Consider the following 24,689-nt stretch of genomic DNA (forward strand, 5'->3'; position numbering starts at 1 on the left):
ACATATCGATATATCAAATAGCTCAAGACCATCATCTCAAAACCAAAACAGGTATTCGCAAAGTTTTAAGACATCCATAACATCAGACGAGGGCATTCCATTTATTATTTATAGAAACAACATCTCCTCCGTCTTGACAAGAATAAAGCCTTAGCACATTTTCTTTTATCGTCCTAAAGAACACTGTTCATACTGAACGACATGACAAAGATAAATATTAAAATCAGTTTTACAAAAATAAAGCGATAATATTTCATTTCTTGAAAATATAACGAGTCAGTAGAAATTCAATGGGGATAGTTCCATTTAATCGTGAAGGATATTCATATAAGAAAAGAGGGATAAAAAAAGAAGGGTATCTATCCCAGACACCCAATCTTCATTAACCTTAAATCTAATACCATGAAAAACACAGTGCAAAGATACAGGTTTTATGTTATCAAACATAACAAGCGAGTACTTTTTTGCTTTGGTTTAACTATTTTTATATTTTACAGCTACTTCCAAGAATAAGTAGCAGCTATTATAATACATTCATAACTATATTAGGGTGCAAAGCCTACACCCGAATACAGACAATAGATTATTCGACATACAATACCAATCCTTTCAGGTATTCACCTTCAGGATGGTAAATATTAACAGGATGGTCACCCGGCTGTGTGAGTTGATGCAAAATACGCACACTACGTCCGCTTTGCGCAGCCGCAGTAAACACAGCATTACGGAAATTCATTTTATCCACAACTTGCGAACAAGAGAAAGTAAACAGAATTCCTCCCGGCTTTATTTTCTCAAACGCCTTGGCATTCAGCTTGGTATATCCGCGCAAAGCATTGCGAAGGGCATCTTTATGTTTGGCAAAAGCCGGCGGATCTAGGATTATCAAATCATACTGATCCCCCATACGGTCCAAGTACTTGAAAGCATCTTCGGCATAAGCCTGATGACGCGAGTCACCGGGGAAGTTAAGCTCTACATTCATATTTGTCAGATCGATGGCTTTGGCAGAGCTGTCTACCGAATGTACCAGGTTTGCTCCTCCGCGCATGGCATAGAAAGAAAATCCACCGGTATAACAAAACATATTCAGTACATTACGCCCCTTGGAATAACGTTCCAGTAAATGACGGTTCTCGCGTTGGTCGACAAAGAAACCAGTCTTTTGTCCTTTCAGCCAATCCACATGGAATTTCAAACCATATTCCATAGCAATATTCTCAGGACTTCCTCCTTTGATAAAGCCATTTTCTGGTTCTAAATCCGCCTTAAACGGCAAAGTGGTTTCCGACTTATAATAAATATTCCGAACCACATCGCCCATCACTTCCGACAAGGCTTCGGCTATCTCCATGCGGTAGACGTGCATACCGGCAGAATGTGCCTGCATCACTGCCGTATAATCATACACATCTATAATAAGCCCCGGCAGATTATCACCTTCTCCATGCACCAAACGGTAAGTGTTATTGGTGGGGTTGCCAGCCAGACCTAAACTCCGGCGCAAATCATACGCCACCTCCAGACGATGTTTCCAAAAGTCATGGTCTATTTCTTTCTGAGTAAAGGTTAGCACCCGTACGGCAATGCTCCCAATCTGGAAATGTCCGCAAGCAATAAATTCTTTCTTTGATGTGTACACATCTACAATTTCACCTTCTTCGGGCTCTCCCTCTATGTGATGGATAGCTCCCGAAAACACCCAAGGATGAAAACGTTTCAACGATTCTTCTTTACCCGGTTTCAGGTATACTTTTTTATAAGCCATCGGTAGTTACTGTTGATTCTATTGGTTCGTTTTGTATTATTTCGTAATCGCCCGTGCGTTCCAATTCGGACAGGCAGTTGTAAATTTCCACACACGCCCATGCATCGGTGGCAGCATATAACTTTTGCCCTTCACTCAGTACATCGGCTTCCCAATTGGAAAGGCGCTGATTCTTTGAGATCTTCTCTCCGAAAAGGTTGGCATATATCTTTTGCAGGCTTCTGTCTTCAATACCAAACTTGCCTACATATTCTTGCAATTCTATCCAGTTTCCACGATCGGGACGCATATCCTGACGTTTACGCAATGAGTTGAAATCATCTTTCAGTGACAAGCCTATCTTGAGGGTATCGCTCATCAAGAACTCCTGCAACGAATCGGGCATGCCGATACGGTTAAGCCTGAACAGGAAACAAGTGTCCTGTGTGGAAATCTGCAACAATGCCACCTTGTGGGTAGTTCCTCGTTTGAATGAGGGACGGGTTTCCGTATCCACTCCCACTATGCGCTGATCCTTGAGATAAGCCACTGCTTTTTCGGCGTCACTTTCGGTATAAACCACAAATATACGTCCGGGAAAAAGCACTTTGGGCATTGCAGCTATTTCTGCTTTACTTATACTTTTCTTTATTAACTTCATAATAATCGGTTCTCATCTTCCATTTCCGAATCGTCTTCATCCATTACATCTTCTTTGTCTTCATCGGCGGAATTATATTTCACATCGTGCAGGGCACGCATCGTATTCACCAAACGTTGTCCCCAAAATTCTTCAAAATGCTCTTTACAAATCACCAGTGAATCGTTCATCGTCTCGTTCAGTCCCAATTGAAACACACTGATAAAATCTTTCAAGTCCTGATAAATATCAGCCAAATCTTCGGATATACATTTCTTTATAGGTGTATCACTGTATGCCATATCAGGCAGAAAGACTTCCAAATAGTCGTCTTTAGAGCCCAACACTTCGGCCACAGCCATGCGTATCAGTTCATAATCTTCTTCTGTTACGAATGTTTCGGGGTCAAACTCCCCTATCCGTTCGCAAGGAGGTATCATGGATGCTTTTAAATAGAGCAACGGAAGAATTTTGAGGGCGGTGTCTACAAATGTGCCCCGCTTGGCATCACGTGTTCTTTCTAAAAAGCCGCAATATTCGGCAGCTACCGTCACAAACTCCACTGTATTTTTGTCAAATATCACCTGACTATACTTTTCCATAACATTAAAATTGAATCGCAAAGGTAAGAAAAAAGAGATTAATTAAGCCAATAATTAATGATTTTCATGTACATTTGCGAAATAATAAATCGCATTAATAAATATGGCTAAGAAAAAAACAGATAAAGAGACCGAACCTAAAAAGATTTCGACGAATCGGTTTACTACATTTTTTAAGAGTGAGACAACACATTTTGTTATAGGACTCATCAGTGTGATATTCGCCGTTTACTTATTGCTGGCTTTTACTTCCTTCTTTTTCACGGGAGCGGCAGACCAAAGCATATTGGACAACCAGCAACCGGGTGAGCTGATGCAGACCACTAATCATGTGAAAAACTACGCCGGCGCACGCGGTGCACAATTGGCGGATTTCCTTATCAACGAATGTTTCGGGCTTGCCGCTTATTTCATCATTCTTTTCCTTGCTGTTGTAGGAATGAAAATGATGAAAGCCTACCAGTTCCGTGTATGGAAATGGTTTATGTCTTGTTCTATCCTACTTATTTGGTTCTCCATTACACTGGGATTTATTTTCAACGGAACCTTCAGCGACAGTTTTATCTACCCTGGAGGACTGCACGGACATAATGTAAGTGCATGGTTGGTTTCTCAAATCGGCATACCCGGTCTGGGACTGCTTTTACTGATAACCGCCCTTCTCTTCTTTGTCTATCTGAGCAGTGAAACTATCAATATGATTCGTAAGGCACTTCATCCCAATTTCAGAAGGAAGAAGAAAGATATGCCCACAACAACCGACAACGAAAATTATGATGCAAATATCAAGCCTAAAAAAGAAGAAAAGAAAGAATATTCCAATCCACAACCTGCCGTGGTAGACTTTGAGCTGGAACAACCCATAAAAGTGGAAGTAGGCAGCGAAGAGGAAGAAGCACCCAAAGATCCATTCCCTTTTGAAGAAAAGCAGGTGAACGAGCCTCAACTCTCTGCACCTGCAGGTACAAGCGAAGAAGAGGAAGAAGATAATGACGAGCCCGACTTTACCGTATCCGATGATACATCGGAAGAGGATGAAGAGTATAAAGGTCCTGCCTTACAGCCTTATAATCCGCGCCTCGATCTGGAAAACTATAAATTCCCCACTCTTGATTTGTTGAATCAATATGAGGACAATGGCCCTAATATCGATATGGAAGAACAGAATGCCAACAAAGATCGCATTATCAAAGTATTGCGCAGTTTTGGCATTGAGATAAGCTCTATCAAAGCCAGTGTAGGACCTACTATTACATTGTATGAAATTACTCCGGCAGAAGGCGTGCGTATCTCTAAAATCCGTAATTTGGAAGATGACATAGCACTGAGTTTGTCTGCATTGGGTATCCGTATCATTGCCCCTATACCGGGTAAAGGTACTATTGGTATAGAGGTTCCGAATGCCAATCCGCGTATTGTGCCGATGCAATCTATTCTCAACAGCAAGAAATTTCAGGAAACCACTATGGAACTACCAATAGCATTGGGAAAAACAATCACCAATGAAGTGTTTATGGTAGACTTGGCTAAAGCACCGCACATGCTCGTAGCAGGTGCCACGGGACAAGGTAAATCCGTAGGATTGAACGCCATTGTCACTTCCTTATTATATAAGAAACATCCGGCGGAACTGAAATTTGTTATCGTAGACCCTAAAAAAGTGGAATTCTCTGTTTATACTCCGATAGAGAGACATTTCCTTGCCAAACTGCCAGATGGAGAAGATGCTATTATCACCGATGTTTCGAAAGTGGTGCAAACGCTGAACTCGCTTTGTGTAGAAATGGATACGCGTTACGATTTATTACGCAAAGCCGGATGCCGTAATATTAAAGAATACAACGCCAAGTTCATCAGCCGCCAGTTGAATCCTGAAAAAGGGCATCGCTTTATGCCTTACATCGTGATTATCATCGATGAGTTCGGTGACCTGATTATGACTGCCGGAAAAGAAGTGGAATTGCCTATTTGTCGAATTGCACAGTTAGCACGTGCAGTAGGTATTCATGCTATCATCGCTACCCAGCGTCCGACAACAAATATCATCACCGGTACCATTAAAGCCAACTTCCCGGCCCGTGTCGCTTTCCGTGTGGCTGCCATGATGGACTCCCGTACCATCCTTGACCGTTCGGGTGCACAGCAGTTGATTGGTAAGGGTGACATGCTTTACTTACAAGGCAATGATCCCGTACGTGTACAATGTGCTTTTGTCGATACTCCCGAAGTGGAACGCATCGCAAATTACATCAGCAAACAACAAGGTTATCCTACCGCTTTCATGCTGCCCGAATATGTGGGTGAAGAAAGTGAAAGTAGCATAGGAGAAGTGGACATGAACCGCCTCGACCCGATGTTTGAAGATGCAGCCCGTCTGGTAGTTATCCATCAACAAGGTTCTACCTCACTGATTCAGCGTAAATTCTCTATCGGTTACAACCGTGCAGGACGTATTATGGATCAGTTAGAAAAAGCAGGCATCGTAGGCCCCACTCAGGGAAGTAAGGCACGTGATGTACTTTGTATGGACGAGACCGACCTGGAAATGAAATTGAACAATCTGCAGCAATAAATTGTTTAGTAGAATCATGCTTAAATTAAAAAAGATATATTTATTGATATTGGCACTGTGCCTCTCGACCAGTATGTTTGCCCAGAAGGACAAACAAGCCCGCAAAGTGCTGGACAAGACAGCCGCGGCTATGAAAGATGCCGGAGGAATACGCGCTGTGTTCGGCGGTACATCCAACGGTACATTACTGTTAAAAGGAGAGCAATTCTACCTGAACAGCGGAGGTGTACAAAGCTGGTTTGACGGGAAGACGCAATGGAGTTATTTGGAAAGCAGTGACGAAGTGAACATAAGTACCCCCACCCCGGAGGAACTGCAAGGTATCAATCCATACTCATTGCTCTCACTCTATAAAAGCGGTTATAACTATAAGTATGCAGGCATGAAAACCCGCAATGGCAAGCAAGGTTATGAAGTAACCTTGACTCCTGAGAAGAAACAGGAAATCGCTTCCATTACCTTATTTGTTTCAAAAACATACGAACCGTTATACATCAAAATACTGCAAAGTAACAAAACGGTCAACGAGATTATCGTATCTTCTTATCAAACCCATCAGCCATTGGATAATGAATCATTCAGGTTTGATAAAAGGAAATATCCGAATGCCGAAGTGATTGATTTAAGAAACTAACAATTTAAAGTAACGAATAAAAAAATTATGAGTACAGAGAAAGTAAAATGCCTGATTATCGGTTCAGGCCCCGCAGGTTACACCGCTGCTATCTATACAGGGCGTGCCAACATTGCTCCGGTCCTTTATGAAGGACTTCAGCCGGGCGGACAGCTCACTACTACTACCGATGTAGAGAATTTCCCCGGTTATCCCGAAGGTATCAGTGGACCGCAGCTAATGGAAGATTTACGCAAACAGGCAGAACGCTTCGGTGCAGACATCCGCACAGGCATCGCCACTTCTGCCGATCTGAGCAAACGTCCTTACCGCATCACCATCGATAACGAAAAGGTAATCGAAACAGAAACGGTCATCATCTCCACAGGAGCCACAGCCAAATATTTGGGGCTGGACGATGAAAAGAAATATGCAGGCATGGGAGTCAGTGCATGTGCTACTTGCGACGGATTCTTCTACCGCAAAAAGACGGTTGCCGTAGTAGGTGGCGGTGATACGGCTTGTGAAGAAGCTATTTATTTAGCCGGCCTAGCCAAACAGGTTTACCTGATTGTACGTAAGCCGTTCTTGCGCGCTTCTAAAATCATGCAGGCACGCGTGATGAACCATCCGAACATCAAAGTCCTGTTTGAACACAATGCAACAGGTCTATACGGCGAAAACGGTGTAGAAGGCGTTCACTTGGTTAAACGTGCAGGCGAATGTAACGAAGAGCACTACGACCTTCCCATCGACGGTTTCTTCTTAGCTATTGGCCACAAGCCTAACTCTGATATTTTCAAACCATACGTCGATACAGACGAAGTGGGTTACATCATTACCGAAGACGGTACTCCCCGCACCAAGGTTCCCGGAGTATTTGCTGCAGGAGACGTAGCCGACCCGCACTACCGCCAAGCTATCACTGCGGCAGGAAGTGGCTGCAAGGCCGCTATCGAGGTAGAAAGATACCTCTCTGCCAACGAACTTTTATAAAAAACAATAACCCCACAACAAACAACACCATGACACACTTCTTTAAGAAGCTAGTGGCTGCCTGGTTTATCCTAGGCAGCGTTGCGGTGGGATTTGCTCAGCAAATGCCACCCATCCCTACGGACGCCAATGTCCGCATCGGTAAATTAGAAAACGGGCTGACGTATTACATCCGCCATAACAATTTGCCCGAAAAAAGAGCTGATTTCTACATCGCTCAAAAAGTTGGCTCCATCTTGGAAGATGATAATCAGCGCGGTCTGGCTCACTTTTTGGAACACATGTGCTTCAACGGCACAGAAAACTTCCCCGGAAAAACATTAATCAGCTATCTGGAAAGTATCGGTGTACGTTTCGGCGAGAACCTGAATGCTTATACCTCTATTGATGAAACTGTTTACAACATCAACAATGTGCCCGTTACGCGAGACGGAATTATAGATTCCTGTCTGCTTATCCTGCATGACTGGGCAGATGGGCTGACACTCGACCCGAAAGAAATCGATAGCGAACGAGGTGTTATCCATGAAGAATGGCGCACAAGCACAGGAGCTATGATACGTATGTACGAAAAAGTACTTCCCATTGCCTACCCAAACAGTAAATACGGCCATCGTCTGCCTATCGGAACAATGGAAGTGGTAGATAACTTCCCTCATCAGGCATTGCGTGACTATTATGAAAAATGGTATCGTCCCGACCAACAAGGCATCATGATTGTCGGAGACATTGATGTAGATAAGATGGAAGCTAAGATTAAAGAAATCTTCTCTCCTATCAAAATGCCGGCAAACCCAGCCGAACGCGAGTACTTCCCCGTGCCGGACAACAAAGAAACAATTGTGACCATTGCCAAAGATAAGGAACAGACCAACACGATTATTTATCTCTGGCATAAACATGACATCGTTCCCAATGAGGCTAAAAACAATATGGACTATCTGGTACTGAACTATATGAAGTCTATGGCAAACAATATGCTTAACGCCCGTTTGAACGAACTGAAAGAAACTCCGCAACCTCCGTTTATCTATGCAGTGACTGAAGATGGAAACTTCTTCCTGTCTAAGACAAAGGATGCCTTTACCGGTATTGCCGTAAGTAAGGAAGACGGAATAGACACAGCACTTTCTGCATTGGCACGCGAGATAGAACGCGTACGCCAATTCGGTTTTACCGCCTCTGAATACGCACGTGCCAAAGCGGATTATCTGCGCCAATTGGAATCAGCTTATAATGAACGTGATAAAGTAAAAAACAATGCGTATGTAAACGAGTATGTACGCCATTTCATCGACAATGAACCTATCCCCGGCATTGATGCAGAATATGCCATCATGAATCAAATTGCTCCCAACATTCCGGTGGAAGCAATCAACTCACTCATTCCGTCACTAGTAAGTGACAGTAACATCGTGGTTAATATTTTCTGCCCTGAAAAAGAAGGCATGAAATATCCGACCGAACAAGAAATTATGGATGTGCTCAACAAGGTGAAAGCTGAAAAACTCACTGCGTATGAGGATAAGGTATCCGATGAACCGTTAATTTCCGAACAACCGAAAGCCGGCACCATCGTAAAAACAGAAGAAGGACCGTTCGGTTCTACCGTACTCACTTTGTCAAACGGTGTACGTGTCATCTTGAAAACGACAGATTTCAAGGCTGACGAAATTCGTATGCGTGCATTCAGTCCCGGTGGTAACTCCTTGTTCCCCGACAATGAAATTCTTCAGATAAAGGTACTGAACGATGTAGCCGGATTGGGTGGACTGGGTAACTTCAGTAATGTAGATCTGGAAAAAGTTCTGGCCGGAAAGAAAGCCAGCATCAGTACTGCCGTAAACGGTCTGAGCGAAGGAATGAACGGAAGCTGCTCACCCAAGGATTTGGAAACCCTGCTGCAACTGGTTTACCTGAGTTTCACTGCTCCGCGTATGGATCAAAATGCATTTGAATCATATAAGAGCCGCACCAAGGCAGCCCTTGCCAATCAGGAGGCTAATCCGCAAATCGCATTGTCTGACTCACTGCAGAAAGCAATGTATATGAACCATCCGAGAGCCTTACGTGTCAAAGCGGATATGATTGACAAAATTGACTACAACCGAATCATGGAAATGTATAAAGACCGCTTTAAAGACGCCGGAGACTTTACTTTCCTCTTTGTCGGAAACATAACCTTGGATGAGGCCAAGCCGTTGATTGAGACTTATCTGGGAGGATTGCCAACCATCCACCGCACCGAAAATTTCCGCGATACCAAGATGGATATCCGGAAAGGCAAATACACCAATATCTTCAACAAGAAACTGGAAACTCCATTGGCCAGCGTATTGATAGTCGCCAGTGGAAAATGCGAATATACATTGAAGAACGATGTGTTGATGTCTTTCCTCACTCAATCATTGGATAAGGTATATCTGGAAAGTGTCCGCGAGAAAGAAGGCGGTTCGTATGGTGTGAGTGTATATGGACAACTCAGCCGTTATCCGAACGACGATGAAGCTTTCCTGCAAATCTATTTCGATACCGATCCTGCCAAACGCGAGAAGATGACGCAAATCGTCATGAACGAATTACAAAAGATAGCACAGGAAGGCCCGTCTGCCGAACACATAAACAAGGCAAAAGAGTTTATGCTGAAGAAACATACCGAGCAAGTAAAAGAAAACGGTTATTGGTTGAATATGCTGAACCAATATTATTGGTATAAAGCCGATATGGACAGCAATTTCCAGCAATTGGTAGAAAGTATCACTCCCGAAGATGTGAAACAATTTGCCAAAGCTCTGTTGGGACAAGACAATTGCATCGAAGTCAGCATGACTTCCGGCGAAACAAAATAATCGTCCTTGCCTATGCTTTTTACGATTATAAGAAGAAATGAGAAACTTGCCGCAAAGCGGAGTCCGATGTTCGACAAGAACCGCTTTGCCAAGTTTCTAATCTATTTCATGGTAGCATATTGGGCAGCGCTCCTCTTACTTATGGGGGTAACGCTGCCCTCAGCTTTTGAGTCGTCAGCTCCGAATATGGAGTCTTACCACATCCTGAATCAAGGATTAATATATGTGTTGATGGCTGACTTTCTAGTGCGTTTTGTAATTCAAACCGCCACTTCGCACGAAATCAAGCCATATCTGCTTATGCCGGTCAAAAAGAAGAAACTGATAGACACCTTATTGCTTCAATCAGCGATAAGCATGTATAACCTTTTCTGGTTTTTCTTTTTCGTACCGTTTGCTTTTCTTTCCATTTTTCGTTTTTATGGAGTAACGGGAATCGTGTGTTATCTGATAGGTATATGGCTGCTCATGGTATTGAACAACTATTGGTATCTGCTATGCAAGATGCTGCTCAACGAAAAAACCGCTTACTTGTTACTTCCGTTGGCTGTATACGGTCTGCTGGCCCTAGCCGAATTCATTCCCGAAGGTAATCCCATCAGTACTTTCACCATGAATCTGGGAGAAGGGTTTATCGAAGGAAGTCTGCCAGCCTACCTGAGTGTCATTATCCCTATCCTCGCAATGATACTCATCAACCGCACCTTGCAAATACGTTTGCTCTATAGCGAAATATCCAAGGTGGAAGATACGAAAATGAAGCATGTATCAGAATACAAATTTCTGGACCGCTATGGGGAAATAGGTGAATACCTGCGTTTGGAACTGAAATTATATTTCCGCAACAAGACGGTCAAGACGCAGTTCCGTATGGGATTCATCATCATGATCGCATTCTCATGTGTACTCGCCTTCACCGAAGTTTACGACAGAATGACAAACTTTATCTGCATCTATAATTTTGCCATTCTGCCCGTCATGACATTGGGACAAGTGATGTGCTTCGAAGGGAATTATCTGGATGGCCTGATGAGCCGCAAGGAATCCATATACAATTTATTGCGGGCTAAATATTATTTAAACAGCCTGATTTTGCTGATTCCTTCGCTTATTATGATTATACCTATCAGTCAAGGAAAAATCTCTCCGTTGATGGCCTTGTCTTATTTGCTCTTCACCATAGGGGCTGTGTTCTTCACCTTGCTCCAACTGGCTGTATACAACAAAAAGACGCTCCCGCTGAACGCCAATGTGATGCGCAGCAACAGAGGCAACTCCCTGTTTCAGAGTTTACTCATCTCGTGCGCCCTGTTCATGCCGATAATTGTCAACTCCGCACTGACCATGGTCTTGGAGCAGGACAAGGCATTTGTTATTATGATGCTTATAGGGCTGGTACTGATTGCAACCCATAATATCTGGATAAAGAATATCTATAACCGTTTCATGAAACGCCGCTATGACAACATGGAAGGCTTTCGTGATTCCCGATAAAATGAATAACGTATGAATATCACAATAGAGCAATTGAAAAAGGATTTCGGTACAAAAGTAGCCGTAGACATAGAGAACTACACCATTCAAAGCGGTGATATGCTGGGATTGGTAGGTAACAACGGTGCCGGAAAAACGACCCTGTTCCGACTGATGCTGGATTTACTGAAAGCAGACAGCGGCAATGTATGCATCGGTGACTTCAATGTGAGCAAGAGTGAAGAATGGAAAAATGTGACCGGAGCATTTATCGATGACAGTTTTCTGATTGATTATCTCACTCCTGAAGAATATTTCCATTTCGTAGGAAAAATGTATGGTCTGAAAAAGGATGAAGTGGATGAACGGATTAGCAAGTTCAACCGCTTTATGAACGGAGAAGTGATTGGACAGAAAAAGCTTATCCGCAACTACTCGGCAGGCAACAAACAGAAAGTAGGTATCATCTCCGCCATGTTGCATCAACCGCAAGTATTAATACTGGATGAACCGTTTAATTTTCTCGACCCCACTTCACAATCGGTAATCAAGCATATCCTGAAAGCCTACCACGAAGAAACCGGAGCGACTATTCTCATCTCAAGTCACAACCTGAATCATACAGTCGATATCTGTCCACGCATCGCATTGCTTGAAAGCGGAAAGATTATCCGTGACATTGACAATCACGATAATTCTGCCGAGAAAGAACTGGAAGACTATTTTAATGTAAAAGAATAATAGGATTATGAAGAAACTCCTCGCCCATCTGCTGATACTAGGTACGTTAGCCGTTCTACTGGCCTCATGTGACACGTCTGTTCCGCGTTATAATTACAAAGAACTGGCACGCGCCTCCATACGCCTTCGTATGGATATAGACATGAAAGACAACCATCGGTTGTATGTAGAATCAGCAGAATGGCTGGGAGTTCCCTATCGAGGAGGAGGCAACAACAAAAGAGGCATAGACTGCTCCGGCCTGACTTCTCACTTGTACAGAAAAGTCTATCACAAGAAGTTGGAACGTAACTCCGACGACCAGCGCACCCAAAACTGCCGTAAAGTAAGCAAGAGCAATCTGCGTGAAGGAGATTTGGTGTTTTTCCATAACGGACGCAAAAAAAGAATCGCCAGCCACGTAGGAATCTACCTGAAAGATAATAACTTTATCCATGCAAGTACCAGTCGCGGAGTGATTGTCAGTAACCTGAATGAAGAGTATTATCGCAAACACTGGCTCTCGGGCGGCCGTGTCTCCGGCATAAAATAAGCAATTATTTCTCCCGGAAAGTCCTAAAGATTATCTATTAATTTCCTATCTTTGTGCCAAAAGCGCAAAATGGAATACGGTATTTATTTATTTGATTTCGATTATACCTTGGCCGACTCATCCCGCGGAATTGTGATTTGCTTCCGCAATGTATTAACGCGCCACGGGCACACTGATGTAACCGATGAAAGCATCAAACGCACTATTGGGAAAACCCTTGAAGATTCATTCAGTATTCTGACCGGTATTACCGACAAAGATACGCTTGCCTCATATAAGAAAGAATATGTGAAGGAAGCAGATACACACATGACTGCCAATACCAAATTCTTCCCTGAAACCGTAACGGTATTGAAAGCCTTAAAAGAAAAAGGAGCCAAAATCGGCATCATCTCCACCAAGTACCGGTACCGCATCAATGAAATGGTAAACCAGCATTTCCCTAAAAAGTTTTTCGACATAATTATCGGTGGAGAAGATGTTAAAAAAGCGAAGCCGAGCCCTCAGGGACTTCTGAAAGCACTACGCCGCCTGCATTGCAAGAAAAAAGATACATTATATATAGGTGACAGCATAGTCGATGCACAAACCGCCCAATTAGCCGGAGTCGACTTCGTAGGTGTCTTAAACGGTATGACTACGCGCGAAGAACTTGCCATTTACAGATATAAGCAGATTCTGCCTAACCTTACCCTACTGCCTTTGGTAAATAAGACAGCTACACCTCCCCCCTTTCATCGGTTACTCCCACATAAGGCCCTTGTCTATTATCGGTTCCTTCATCAAAAACAGATTGGAGGGAAGAAGGAATTACCTAAAAACCGACAGAACCATACATGCAAAAATTGCGGAAAGACATTTCACGGCAATTTCTGTCCCGATTGCGGGCAGACACAAGACACGCCACGCTTCACCATTCGTAATGCTTTTCAAAACATACTAAGCGGATTTTTCAATATTGATAACGGATTCAGCCGTAACCTATTGGAGTTTCTTTATCGCCCGGGATACATGATAAGAGATTATATAGACGGAAAACGAGTACATTACTTCAAGCCATTCCAAAGTCTATTTGTGTTAGCCGCCCTCTATATCATGTGCGTTCAGCTAATAGACCCGGAAGCGCTGAAGAACAAAGAAAAAGAATACGAAGGCAATCCCACGTACGAGCAACTGATAGACAACATCAAGAACCAGCGAAAATACGCAACCAGAGACAGTGCCAAGATTTATTTGGGACAAAGCTTGCTCTATGCCGACAGTGCCCGAATAGCGGATGCCGACATCACCATAGAAGATAAAATAAATGTAAAGTTGAAAAACACACCGAATAACCCACAAGCCACAACCGACAATGATGACGACATTGTTGACGACTTAGTAGAGGCCGGTGTAGCTGTAAGCGTAGCATTAGACGAATATAAAGAGAACTTCCTAAGCGAAAACAAATATATTTCGGCCGTTTACAATTTAATGAGAAGTTGGATTCACGGAAATAAGGCTTTCAGTATACTGCTCTTGCTACCAGTCTTTACATTGGCAAGCCGATGGAGCTTCCGCAAATCTCTTGTCGGTCACCGATTTAACCTGACCGAGCAATTCTTTGTACAGGTATATATCGCCAGCCAGATACTCTGGGTATCCCTTCTCATCCTGCCCTTCACCCGAGAAGCGCACCTAAATGACATTTTCGACTTGAATAACAAAGCTATTTTTCTCCTATTCGTATGGGACTATCGGCAATTATTTAACCTGTCATGGTGGAGCAGCTTCAAACGGACTATCGTCATGTTCTGCTATTGTATACTGATTATGATGTTAGCAGCAACCCTGATTATCACAATATTTGCAATTATCAACTATCTCAGATAAGCAGTAGAATGATGAATGTATGATTTTAACAAAAAAAGAGCAGAAAGTTTTTGAAGTTCAAAATAATATCAGTAATTTTGTGCCCGATTTAGTCCGTGGAGGTCGAAAAGAGACTTCAGAGATGATGTCCACCTTACGGAGAAAACCCGTTTAATATAAAAAATAACATGTACGTAATTGTAGAAATTAACGGTCAGCAGTTCAAAGCTGAAGAAGGCAAGAAACTGTTTGTACACCACATTCAGGATGCTGAAAACGGCAAGACTGTTGAATTTGAAAAAGTATTGTTGGTAGACAACAACGGAACAGTAACTGTAGGTGCTCCTACCGTTGACGGTGCCAAAGTAGTTTGTGAAGTAGTATCTCCGCTGGTAAAAGGCGACAAAGTACTCGTATTCCACAAGAAGAGAAGAAAAGGTCATAGAAAGCTGAACGGTCACCGTCAACAGTTTACAGAGTTAACTATTAAACAAGTTATTGCTTAATCATTTAAAATTTTAAGAAGAAATGGCACATAAAAAAGGTGTAGGTAGTTCTAAGAACGGCCGTGAATCAGCAAGTAAGAGATTAGGCGTTAAGATATTTGGTGGACAGGCTTGTAAAGCAGGAAACATCATCGTTCGTCAGAGAGGTACAGAATTCCATCCGGGTAACAACATCGGTATGGGTCGTGACCACACTCTTTTCGCTTTGGTAGATGGTACAGTATGTTTCAAAGTGGGTCGTGAAGATAGAAGATCAGTATCTATCATCCCGGCTGTAGAAGCATAATTCAGTTCCTACAAGAAAAAAACGAATTCAAGAAAGGCTCTTTTATAAAGAGCCTTTCTTTGTTTTATATCAGCAGGCTCCAAAGAATCATTGTAAAAGATAAAAAGTGTTTCAGAAAAGACCTTAGTCTTTCTAGCAACTCATATTGTTCTGAAGACAAGCACCTTGCCGCGTACATGAATAATAAAGCGATTACCGACAGCTTCATTCAATGTCCCTTGCCACCAGTTCGTAAAAACAGAAAGAGGATAAACCAAGCCGTCTGCTGAAAGTTCCGTGGCCCCCATATTAAAAACAGAAACCTGCTGAGCCGGAAAAGACTCGAAAACACTATCCTCTTCAATGGGAGTAAACATTCCATAATCAGTCAACATCCTCACCTCTGCCTGATTCATATAATCAGCAAGCAGACTGATATTTCCTAAAGTATGGTCTTCCCGCTTACCGGTAGCTCCCATAATCGTAATATCCCGTCGCCCCTGAGACAAACAGAAACGAAATGCCTTACTCAAATCATTCGTATCCTGCTCTGTCTCGCGATGAATGAGATGAGCATAGCGTTCTTTTATCTCCGGCAATAACGAATCACCATCCCCCACAATAGCCGCCGGCCTCTTCCCAAAATGAAGATATGCATTAGCCGCTCCATCACAACAAACCACATAACGACACTCCCTCAGCCATTTCCCGGCCAAAGGAGAAGAAGGAAAGTCTCCGTCTGCCAATATAATAGTTTGAGGTATATTCATATATTCCGGTAATTTATATTCTTTCATTCTGCTACATTCATTAATTGTTTCCATTTCAGATATCCGAAAAAAGCGATTAGGGCGTAAAGGCCATAAAGGAAAGAAGTGAAATAAAGATCTTTATAAAGATACAACCCGCAAGATACAACATCTACAACAAGCCAAACCAACCATTGTTCCACATATTTATGCGCCAACATCCACATCGCTATAATACTCAAAGCCGTAGTAAAACTATCCCACCAAGGCACGGTACTGTCCGTATACGCTGCCAGCACCTCACCTATCAAGGCAAATACGACACACAGGGCAATAAGCAAAGGGATAAGCAATTTGCGAGGGGTAAAAGTAATCTGTTTCTCCCGCTTACCGGGAACATGCCTCAGCCATACCCACCAGCCATAGACACCTGCCAATAAATAATAAACACTGATACCCGAATCCGCATACAGCCCCACCTGATAGTACACAACTATATAAATGGCCGGCATAATGACACTCACGGGCCACAACCAAATGCTTGCCTTGTATTCAAACCACAAATAAAGCAGGCCGACAAGAGTACCCGCTATTTCAAGATAATTCATCATTTAGATTTCTTAAAAGCTGTTTTTATCGTTTTACCCGCTTTACGAAGAAAATTATCCAACACCAGAAAAGCGATAATGCCTGTCAGACAAAAGAATAAATATACCCAAGCCATCTTCCCTTCATGGTTGACAAAGTCTTCAAAACTCCGATATAAAGAAGCCAATGACTTAGTGCTGAGCAGTGAAGACAAGTTATGCACCAGCCTTCTATCTACGGTGACATTCAGCAAAATTTCCCCCTGATTATCAGTCAGCCAAATATCAGGATGAGCCTCCAGGGTATTTTTAGCTTTTTTAAACGGACATATTCCATTAGTTACTTGGGTACATCCCGATTTCAACTTCTCCCACTTAACCCCATCTATTCCATTGGGGCAAAGGCGGGTAAATGTGCTATCACTCTTCATTATCGAACCGATAACACTCCCTGTTAAATAAATATCATTAACAGCAAAGTATAGAAAGCCGGAACGTTTAACTCCAAAAAGCTTCACATGCTCATTTCTCTCATATGAGACCTGCTGCATCAAGTTCTTTTCGTTTTCAAACAAACAGGAGGAGTTGTCCGGCTGAATTTGGAATAAGAGAGAACCAAAATATGCAGATCCTTCTTCATTATACATGCATTTCTCTGTATCCTTCTGACGATTTCCTTCATAAATTAAAGCGACATTATTCCAAGGATACCGTAAAGTGTCATTATTCTTTGCCTTTGAATACTGTTCAGCAATAGATCCGTAAAATGCACCGGAAGCGGATATTTCTATTTGGTCTCCTTCCAGCACCTCTATCCCCGTGTTAGTCCAAGACGAACTCGCATTGAACAAAAACATACTATGCTCTTTCCCGCAGCATTGCTCTGTCGTTATTGCTCCACAACTATTTACCGTATGCCTGTTAGCATACAACAATACGTCATTAAGAAAGAAAGTAAATATGCACACCATCATTACGATAGTAGAGACTATGCCCATGACTAGAATGACAAAATTAATGCGAACGGAGGCATATACGGCTTTTGACTTGCCACTACACAGCAACATCACCCCTGCTATGAATAAGTAAAGCAAGAATAAAGGCAGTCTGGTCAGCCACAAAAAGGTTTGAAATATAGTATTGCCTATAGGGAACCGAACCAAATGCCAAGGTTTTTTTTTCCATTTCAGAAAGCGGTACAGCTCTTTATAATGGAACCTTCCACACCTGTTCCCGGCATGAAAGAGTTCAACGACAAAAGGATGGTCATGCACCTCCACACTGGCCGGAGTTCCGGTAAGTATAGCATCCTGAATGGTTTCGTTTAGCGACTTGAGATTCATTTATTTATGCTTTTTACGTTCTATAATAATAAGGAAGGAGCCCAGATTATCTGCATACCATGCATTGCGGAATTTGTACTTTTTGTAATAAAGCAGCTCATTGTTTATGGGATACAGCGAATCCTGATTTTCCGGGCTACGTCCAAATTCAAAGTTTTCGCTAATCTTCTTCGATTTCAAAGAATCAACATCAGCCTTAAATGTCAATATACGGCTTAAAAAAGAATCAACATCTTTAGACTCTTGGAGATATGCATCTTCTATCTTATTCAGTATTTTCTTTACCTCATCCGTGGCATCCTTTTCCGCTAACTTAAGTTCTTCCAAATACATTTTATTGATTACAGAATCAGTCAACACAATGTCGTTGACAGCAAAATGCAGCATCCCTTTCGTCCTGATACGCATATTCTGCCTTTCTTTTCCTATGATATATAAATCTCCTTTTCCCATCAAAAAAGAATCATTGTCGGCTTTATACCAATCCTCACTATTCTTCATGTGTTCTTCTCCGATAACTTGCATCAGCAACTTTCCTTCCAAATCATTGGGCTGAATGCGATATTGAGCACGAAGACTGTCTCTCCTGCCTGTTTTCGTAGCCCCTGCCGTACCAACCCACTGGTCCCGCAACATTCTGTTGTTATCCGCATCTTCCACCAAATGATGTATAGCTGTATGCGATGCTCCCGATGCACGAATAGTCAACTCATCACCGGGTTCGACTTCAATTCCCGAGTTTGCCCAAAGCTCCGCCGTATTAAACAACCAGTATATCACTTCTTTATCTTCATCCTCCATAACGGTTGCCCCATAAACATTTGTACGGATATTGTTATAAGGATAAAAACTTTTTATAGTAAGCACCACTATTAATAATCCGCCAAAAAATATGACTACGATGCAAAACATCGTAAGCAAAAGTTTCCATACCAACTTCGGATTCTTAAGTATATCAAACAATAACTGATACTTATGGATTTCAATTATCATTTTACCTTTAGCGTCTTTCTCTTTTTTCTGTTCTTCTTTCATCGAAGGTTTATCGTCTGTTTCCATCATAATAATAGATTCTGAATTAAGTATTTGATATAAACAAATATAATACTTTTTATTTCAATTGTTCTATCAAAAAGAAAAAAACTTCATTCATCTTGATTTTATTCTCAACAAATATCTATCTTTGTAACTCAATTAACGAAATATCAAAAAGAGTAAAAGATATGCTTACTATTAAACAGATTACCGACAACACGGAAGGAGTTATCCGTGGATTGGAGAAGAAGCACTTCAAAGATGCAAAAGCAACTATTGAACAAGTGCTTGCATTTAACGACAAAAGACGTAATACCCAGAATCAATTAGATAAAAACCTGGCAGAAGTCAACTCAATCTCGAAGTCTATCGGTCTGCTCATGAAAGAAGGCAAAAAGGAGGAAGCAGAAACTGCCAAGGCACGTGTAGCCGAGATTAAAGAAATCAGCAAAACCCTGCAAGCCGAAATGGACCAAGCTCAGGAAGACATGAACAATCTGCTCTATACCATTCCCAATGTTCCTTATGATGAAGTGCCCGAAGGCTTCGGAGCCGAAGACAATGTAGTGGAAAAGATGGGAGGTATGGAAACCGAGCTTCCTAAAGATGCCCTACCCCACTGGGAACTTGCCAAGAAATATGATTTAATCGATTTCGACTTGGGTGTAAAAATTACCGGCGCCGGTTTCCCTGTATATAAAGGTAAAGGAGCACGTTTGCAACGCGCACTCATTAACTTTTTCCTAGACGAAGCACGCGCTTCCGGTTATGACGAAATTATGCCGCCGACGGTTGTCAACACCGCCTCCGGTTACGGAACCGGACAATTGCCCGATAAGGAAGGACAGATGTATCACTGCGAAGTAGATGACTTATATTTGATTCCTACCGCCGAAGTACCGGTCACAAACATCTACCGCGATGTTATTTTGGAAGAAAAGCAATTACCTATCAAGAATTGTGCATACACTCAATGTTTCCGTCGTGAAGCCGGTTCATACGGTAAGGATGTTCGTGGTCTGAACCGCTTGCATGAGTTCTCCAAAGTAGAATTGGTGCGCATTGACAAACCCGAACATTCCAAACAGTCACATCAGGAAATGCTGAATCACGTAGAAGGTCTATTGCAGAAGTTGGAACTCCCCTATCGCATTCTCCGTCTTTGTGGCGGTGATATGAGTTTTACAGCTGCTCTTTGCTTCGATTTTGAAGTATATTCGGAAGCACAGAAACGTTGGTTGGAAGTCAGCTCTGTTTCAAACTTCGATACCTATCAAGCCAACCGTCTGAAATGCCGCTACCGCAATGCAGACAAGAAAACCGAACTTTGTCATACATTGAACGGTTCAGCATTGGCATTGCCCCGCATCGTTGCCGCCCTGCTTGAAAACAATCAGACACCCGAAGGAATCCGCATCCCGAAAGCATTGGTTCCTTATTGTGGATTCGACATGATTGACTAATGTATTATGCTGTAACCGGTTACACATTTCGTATATAATAACAAGACTTAGTCATATAGAACAAGCCGCCCGCATAAAAGGGCGGCTTTTCTTTTGTCGTTAGAAAATATAATCATAACTTTGCGAACAATTATCAAATTGATATCCAACTAAGAAGAACAACTAACTTATAGTATAGCAAAATGAATAAGATTATTTCAAAAGAACATTTCTCAGAAAAGGTCTTTAAACTGGTGATAGAGGCTCCTCTTATTGCAAAGTCACGCAAAGCAGGACACTTTGTAATCGTCCGTGTAGGTGAAAAGGGCGAACGTATGCCGCTGACCATAGCCGGTGCAGACCCCATAAAAGGAACTATCACATTGGTAGTACAAGAAGTAGGACTCTCCTCTACCCGTCTTTGCGAACTGAATGAAGGTGATTACATCACTGATGTGGTAGGCCCATTAGGAAAAGCGACTCATATCGAAAACTTCGGAACCGTAGTTTGTGCCGGAGGCGGTGTAGGCGTTGCACCGATGCTTCCTATTGTCCAAGCATTGAAAGCTGCCGGAAACCGTGTCATCACCGTATTGGCAGGGCGCAGCAAAGAGTTGATTATCCTCGAAAAAGAGATGCGCGAAAGTTCTGACGAAGTAATCATTATGACAGACGACGGTTCTTATGGCCGCAAAGGATTGGTGACCGAAGGCGTGGAAGAAGTGATAAAACGCGAAAAAGTAAACAAATGTTTCGCCATAGGCCCTGCCATCATGATGAAATTTGTTTGTCTGCTGACTAAAAAATATGAAATTCCCACCGATGTATCTCTGAACACCATCATGGTGGACGGAACAGGCATGTGTGGCGCATGCCGCATCACTGTGGGAGGCAAAACACGCTTCGTATGTGTAGACGGACCGGAATTTGACGGCCACCAAGTAGACTTCGATGAGATGCTAAAACGTATGGGAGCTTTCAAAGAGATTGAAAGAGAAGAAATTCATAAACTGGATACAGATAAACAGCCCGAAACATGCGAAGCGACCAAAGAACTTGATGGACGCGACGCCCCTTGGCGTACAGAATTGCGCAAAGCGATGAAACCCAAGGAACGTATGTCCATTCCTCGTGTCAAGATGAATGAACTGGATGCTGAATACCGTTCACATAGCCGTAAAGAGGAAGTCAACTTGGGGCTGAATGAAGAACAAGCCGTAACGGAAGCCAAACGTTGCCTGGATTGTCCCAATCCGACCTGCATGAACGGTTGTCCGGTGGGAATCAACATTCCTAAATTCATTAAAAACATTGAACGAGGAGAATTTCTCGAAGCAGCAAAAACACTGAAAGAGACCAGTGCATTGCCGGCTGTATGTGGCCGCGTTTGTCCGCAAGAAAAACAATGCGAATCACAATGTACACATCTGAAAGCCGGACACGAAGCCGTTGCCATTGGCTATCTGGAACGCTTCGCTGCTGATTACGAACGCGAAAGCGGACAAATATCCGTCCCTCAAATAGCCGAAAAGAATGGCATCAAAATAGCGGTTATCGGCTCAGGTCCTGCAGGACTTTCATTTGCCGGAGATATGGCAAAACAGGGCTATGAAGTAACTGTATTCGAAGCCTTGCATGAAATCGGCGGTGTGTTGAAATATGGTATTCCCGAGTTCCGTCTGCCCAATAAAATTGTAGATGTAGAAATCAACAACTTGGCAAAAATGGGTGTTACTTTCATTAAAGATTGCATTGTGGGCAAGACCATCAGTGTAGAAGAGTTGGAAGCCGAAGGATTCAAAGGCATATTTGTCGCATCAGGCGCAGGTCTGCCCAACTTCATGAATATTCCGGGAGAAAACTCCATCAATATCATGTCTTCCAATGAATACCTGACCCGTGTAAATCTGATGGATGCCGCCAGTGAAGACTCCGATACTCCGGTCGTATTTGGAAAAAATGTAGCCGTTATCGGTGGTGGTAATACTGCTATGGACTCTGTCCGCACTGCCCGCCGTCTGGGAGCAGAGCGTGCTATGATTATCTACCGGCGTTCGGAAGAAGAAATGCCGGCACGTCTGGAAGAAGTAAAACACGCTAAAGAAGAAGGGGTAGAATTTATGACCCTTCACAACCCCATTGAATATATCGCTGATGAGAAAGGCCGCGTCAAGCAAGTGGTATTACAAAAGATGGAATTGGGTGAACCTGACGCTTCGGGCCGTCGCAGTCCTGTAGCGATTCCGGGAGCAACAGAAACCATTGACATAGACATGGCCATTGTCAGTGTAGGCGTGTCTCCCAATCCGATTGTTCCCAGCTCTATCAAAGGATTGGAATTAGGACGCAAGGGTACTATCGCTGTAAACGATAATATGCAATCGTCCATCCCGACCATTTATGCCGGTGGAGACATCGTTCGCGGAGGAGCAACGGTTATTTTGGCAATGGGTGACGGTCGCAAAGCTGCCGCTGCAATGCATGCACAATTAACCCAACAATAATAAGTGCCCGGCATCACTCCCTCCATGAAATAGCATCGAGTTTTCATGGTATCCCCCTAGCCGTCAGGTTAGGGAAAACACCTGAGGGTGTGTCGGAACGCTCATACACTAAAAATCACCCTCGCCACAGAGAATTGTAGCGAGGGTGATTTCGATAAAAAGAGCCATATCATTACTTAAAAACAGAGTTTGATATGGCTCCTTTATAATTGTTAGTTACAATCTGTAACTTTGCAGAGTGGTCATGTTAGTTTTGACACACCTTCAACTAAAAGTCTATTTTTAAATACATCCTCTTTTTCCTTCTCCCTATTCACCACCTTTGTAAAAGATATATTATCGTTAACCAAATAATACTTAAAGTGCCGAGGTAATAAACAAATAATAACGCAGATTTAACCACCATTACGTGCACTCCTGCTTACTTTTGCCAACAATTATAACCATAAAGAGAAAAACGAATGACCCGAAGGGTAAGTCTCAGTATATTACTCTGTACCTTAGCAGCACTGACGGCACAAGCACAATGGAGCAAACAAGATTCTATCCGTTTACAGCAATTGTTAAACGGAGAGGGAGAACTAATCATCAACAAAGAAGCTGTAAAATCAATTCATTTCGACTTTAATCCGACTAAGGATGCCATCCAAGGAAATCCGATGATGTCACAAGATAAACCGTGGATGAAATTTCTAGATGCCTTACCCAAGAACTTTGGAGATACCACCCAATGGATAAAACCCAAATATGTCCGCTTTACCCCCTATACCCCTTACACAAAATGGAATGAAGATCCTGTAAACGATCCGATTATCACCAATGAAAAGGAACTGAAAATATCCATGGTGCTAAACGTTAACAGCACAATCAAATACGATGTAAGAGAGCAACGTGTTATGCCTCCTAGCAAAAACAACAATGCCATTCAAGCCAGTGTAGGGGTAGCATATGCCTTCGATGCCGAAAAATTACTTTACGAAAACTTCAGCAAACGAGGACGCGCCATCAAACGCAACCGCAAGCATGCCAACGCATGGAAAACCTACATGGACTATATACCAACCCTACAAGACACGGTGAAAAAAGACACTGTGATGATGATGGAACTTCTACGCAAACAGGCAGAAAAGCTCTACCCGGGAGTGATAGAGTCTACTGACTCTCTACTTTTTAAAAACAAAACAGACGGCCAAGGCCAGACAAAGGAAAGCCGCTAAATGAGGGCCGTGCACGAAATCTATGGCAAGTATCGGATGGAAATCGGTTTTCTCCTTTCATGAACCGCTGAAACGTCCTGTTGATGGGGATTCCGGCTCAGTTTGAAATCTTGGGGATTCAACCTCTGCATACGTTTTGAACTCCTTAAGTCGTTTCATTAGCCAGTCTAAGCGTTTTCGTCCTTTCGATTATGCCTGTTTGTAAGTCGAATTACTACAGTCTTCGGCAATGGACTGTATAGTCTGCTACCGAAGATTGTACAGTCCACCGTAACAGACTGTACAGTCCGCTGCCGGAGACTGTAATAATCTTCCGTTTAAAAAGACTTGGCCGACCCAAAGAAACGGCTTACTCTTCCTTTGGTTGGCGATTACGTCAAGTCCTGCAATGTATCGGATGATGAAAAGACAGGCATCCGCCTTCC

Annotated in this window: 20 protein-coding genes; 13 read left to right on the forward strand and 7 right to left on the reverse strand. The window is 42.8% G+C overall.

Features of this window, described 5'->3' with window-relative positions; all coding sequences use genetic code 11:
* Window positions 1–583 precede the first annotated feature (583 nt).
* From IR173_RS05010 to IR173_RS05020, 3 genes are read right to left on the reverse strand one after another with little or no spacing between them, the layout of a single operon-like run.
* Window positions 584–1,768: a class I SAM-dependent rRNA methyltransferase gene (locus IR173_RS05010; protein WP_237038592.1), complete on the reverse strand. Its 1,185-nt coding sequence runs from the start codon at window positions 1,766–1,768 to the stop codon at window positions 584–586.
* Window positions 1,758–2,408 (reverse strand): 3'-5' exonuclease, encoded by a 651-nt coding sequence (locus IR173_RS05015; RefSeq protein WP_237038593.1) that lies wholly within the window; start codon window positions 2,406–2,408, stop codon window positions 1,758–1,760. Before IR173_RS05015 ends, IR173_RS05010 begins: the two co-directional genes overlap by 11 nt.
* Entirely contained in the window at window positions 2,405–2,989 is a 585-nt protein-coding gene (locus IR173_RS05020; RefSeq protein WP_237038594.1) for a DUF5063 domain-containing protein, read from the reverse strand. Before IR173_RS05020 ends, IR173_RS05015 begins: the two co-directional genes overlap by 4 nt.
* 103 nt (window positions 2,990–3,092) lie before the next feature.
* Here IR173_RS05020 and IR173_RS05025 point away from each other — a divergent pair, with 103 nt between their 5' ends.
* The 10 genes from IR173_RS05025 (at window position 3,093) to rpmA (ending at window position 15,408) form a co-directional block, all read left to right on the forward strand.
* On the forward strand, window positions 3,093–5,561 hold the full coding sequence (locus tag IR173_RS05025; protein WP_237038595.1) for an FtsK/SpoIIIE family DNA translocase: 2,469 nt from the start codon (window positions 3,093–3,095) through the stop codon (window positions 5,559–5,561).
* Window positions 5,562–5,577: 16 nt separating this feature from the next.
* The gene (locus IR173_RS05030; protein WP_237038596.1) at window positions 5,578–6,195 is read left to right on the forward strand and encodes a LolA-like putative outer membrane lipoprotein chaperone; all 618 of its coding nucleotides are present in this window, start codon (window positions 5,578–5,580) and stop codon (window positions 6,193–6,195) included.
* 27 nt (window positions 6,196–6,222) lie between these two features.
* The gene (gene trxB / locus IR173_RS05035; RefSeq protein WP_237038597.1) at window positions 6,223–7,170 is read left to right on the forward strand and encodes a thioredoxin-disulfide reductase; all 948 of its coding nucleotides are present in this window, start codon (window positions 6,223–6,225) and stop codon (window positions 7,168–7,170) included.
* 29 nt (window positions 7,171–7,199) lie between these two features.
* Window positions 7,200–10,019, forward strand: coding sequence for a M16 family metallopeptidase (locus IR173_RS05040; protein ID WP_237038598.1), 2,820 nt, complete (start codon window positions 7,200–7,202; stop codon window positions 10,017–10,019).
* A gap of 12 nt (window positions 10,020–10,031) precedes the next feature.
* Window positions 10,032–11,513 (forward strand): DUF5687 family protein, encoded by a 1,482-nt coding sequence (locus IR173_RS05045; protein WP_237038599.1) that lies wholly within the window; start codon window positions 10,032–10,034, stop codon window positions 11,511–11,513.
* 12 nt (window positions 11,514–11,525) lie between these two features.
* Window positions 11,526–12,233: an ABC transporter ATP-binding protein gene (locus tag IR173_RS05050; RefSeq protein ID WP_237038600.1), complete on the forward strand. Its 708-nt coding sequence runs from the start codon at window positions 11,526–11,528 to the stop codon at window positions 12,231–12,233.
* 7 nt (window positions 12,234–12,240) lie between these two features.
* On the forward strand, window positions 12,241–12,765 hold the full coding sequence (locus tag IR173_RS05055; RefSeq protein WP_237038601.1) for a C40 family peptidase: 525 nt from the start codon (window positions 12,241–12,243) through the stop codon (window positions 12,763–12,765).
* A gap of 69 nt (window positions 12,766–12,834) precedes the next feature.
* On the forward strand, window positions 12,835–14,637 hold the full coding sequence (locus IR173_RS05060) for an HAD-IA family hydrolase (RefSeq protein ID WP_237038602.1): 1,803 nt from the start codon (window positions 12,835–12,837) through the stop codon (window positions 14,635–14,637).
* A gap of 167 nt (window positions 14,638–14,804) precedes the next feature.
* A complete protein-coding gene (gene rplU, locus IR173_RS05065) occupies window positions 14,805–15,122 on the forward strand; it encodes a 50S ribosomal protein L21 (RefSeq protein WP_237038603.1) in 318 nt (105 codons plus the stop codon).
* 22 nt (window positions 15,123–15,144) lie between these two features.
* Window positions 15,145–15,408 (forward strand): 50S ribosomal protein L27, encoded by a 264-nt coding sequence (gene rpmA / locus IR173_RS05070; protein WP_237038604.1) that lies wholly within the window; start codon window positions 15,145–15,147, stop codon window positions 15,406–15,408.
* 140 nt (window positions 15,409–15,548) lie between these two features.
* Here rpmA and IR173_RS05075 read toward each other — a convergent pair whose 3' ends face one another.
* From IR173_RS05075 to IR173_RS05090, 4 genes are read right to left on the reverse strand one after another with little or no spacing between them, the layout of a single operon-like run.
* Window positions 15,549–16,184 carry a thiamine diphosphokinase gene (locus tag IR173_RS05075; RefSeq protein ID WP_237038640.1) on the reverse strand — a complete coding sequence of 212 codons (636 nt, stop codon included), beginning with the start codon at window positions 16,182–16,184 and terminating at the stop codon, window positions 15,549–15,551.
* The gene (gene pnuC, locus IR173_RS05080; RefSeq protein ID WP_237038641.1) at window positions 16,181–16,744 is read right to left on the reverse strand and encodes a nicotinamide riboside transporter PnuC; all 564 of its coding nucleotides are present in this window, start codon (window positions 16,742–16,744) and stop codon (window positions 16,181–16,183) included. The genes IR173_RS05075 and pnuC overlap by 4 nt, the downstream gene beginning before the upstream one ends.
* Complete coding sequence (locus IR173_RS05085) at window positions 16,744–18,066, reverse strand: hypothetical protein (RefSeq protein WP_237038605.1); 1,323 nt, start codon at window positions 18,064–18,066, stop codon at window positions 16,744–16,746. Before IR173_RS05085 ends, pnuC begins: the two co-directional genes overlap by 1 nt.
* A complete protein-coding gene (locus IR173_RS05090; RefSeq protein WP_237038606.1) occupies window positions 18,067–19,128 on the reverse strand; it encodes a hypothetical protein in 1,062 nt (353 codons plus the stop codon).
* 161 nt (window positions 19,129–19,289) lie between these two features.
* On the opposite strand from IR173_RS05090, the gene serS reads away from it, so the two are divergent.
* The 3 genes from serS to IR173_RS05105 all read left to right on the forward strand — a co-directional run bounded on the left by serS (window position 19,290) and on the right by IR173_RS05105 (window position 24,264).
* The gene (gene serS, locus IR173_RS05095) at window positions 19,290–20,564 is read left to right on the forward strand and encodes a serine--tRNA ligase (protein ID WP_237038607.1); all 1,275 of its coding nucleotides are present in this window, start codon (window positions 19,290–19,292) and stop codon (window positions 20,562–20,564) included.
* A 182-nt stretch (window positions 20,565–20,746) separates the two neighbouring features.
* On the forward strand, window positions 20,747–23,047 hold the full coding sequence (locus IR173_RS05100; RefSeq protein ID WP_237038608.1) for a bifunctional dihydroorotate dehydrogenase B NAD binding subunit/NADPH-dependent glutamate synthase: 2,301 nt from the start codon (window positions 20,747–20,749) through the stop codon (window positions 23,045–23,047).
* A gap of 461 nt (window positions 23,048–23,508) precedes the next feature.
* Window positions 23,509–24,264 carry a DUF4858 domain-containing protein gene (locus IR173_RS05105; protein ID WP_237038609.1) on the forward strand — a complete coding sequence of 252 codons (756 nt, stop codon included), beginning with the start codon at window positions 23,509–23,511 and terminating at the stop codon, window positions 24,262–24,264.
* Window positions 24,265–24,689: the final 425 nt, after the last annotated feature.

The organism is Phocaeicola faecalis (assembly GCF_021730445.1).
GTDB classification, from domain to species: Bacteria; Bacteroidota; Bacteroidia; order Bacteroidales; family Bacteroidaceae; genus Phocaeicola; species Phocaeicola faecalis.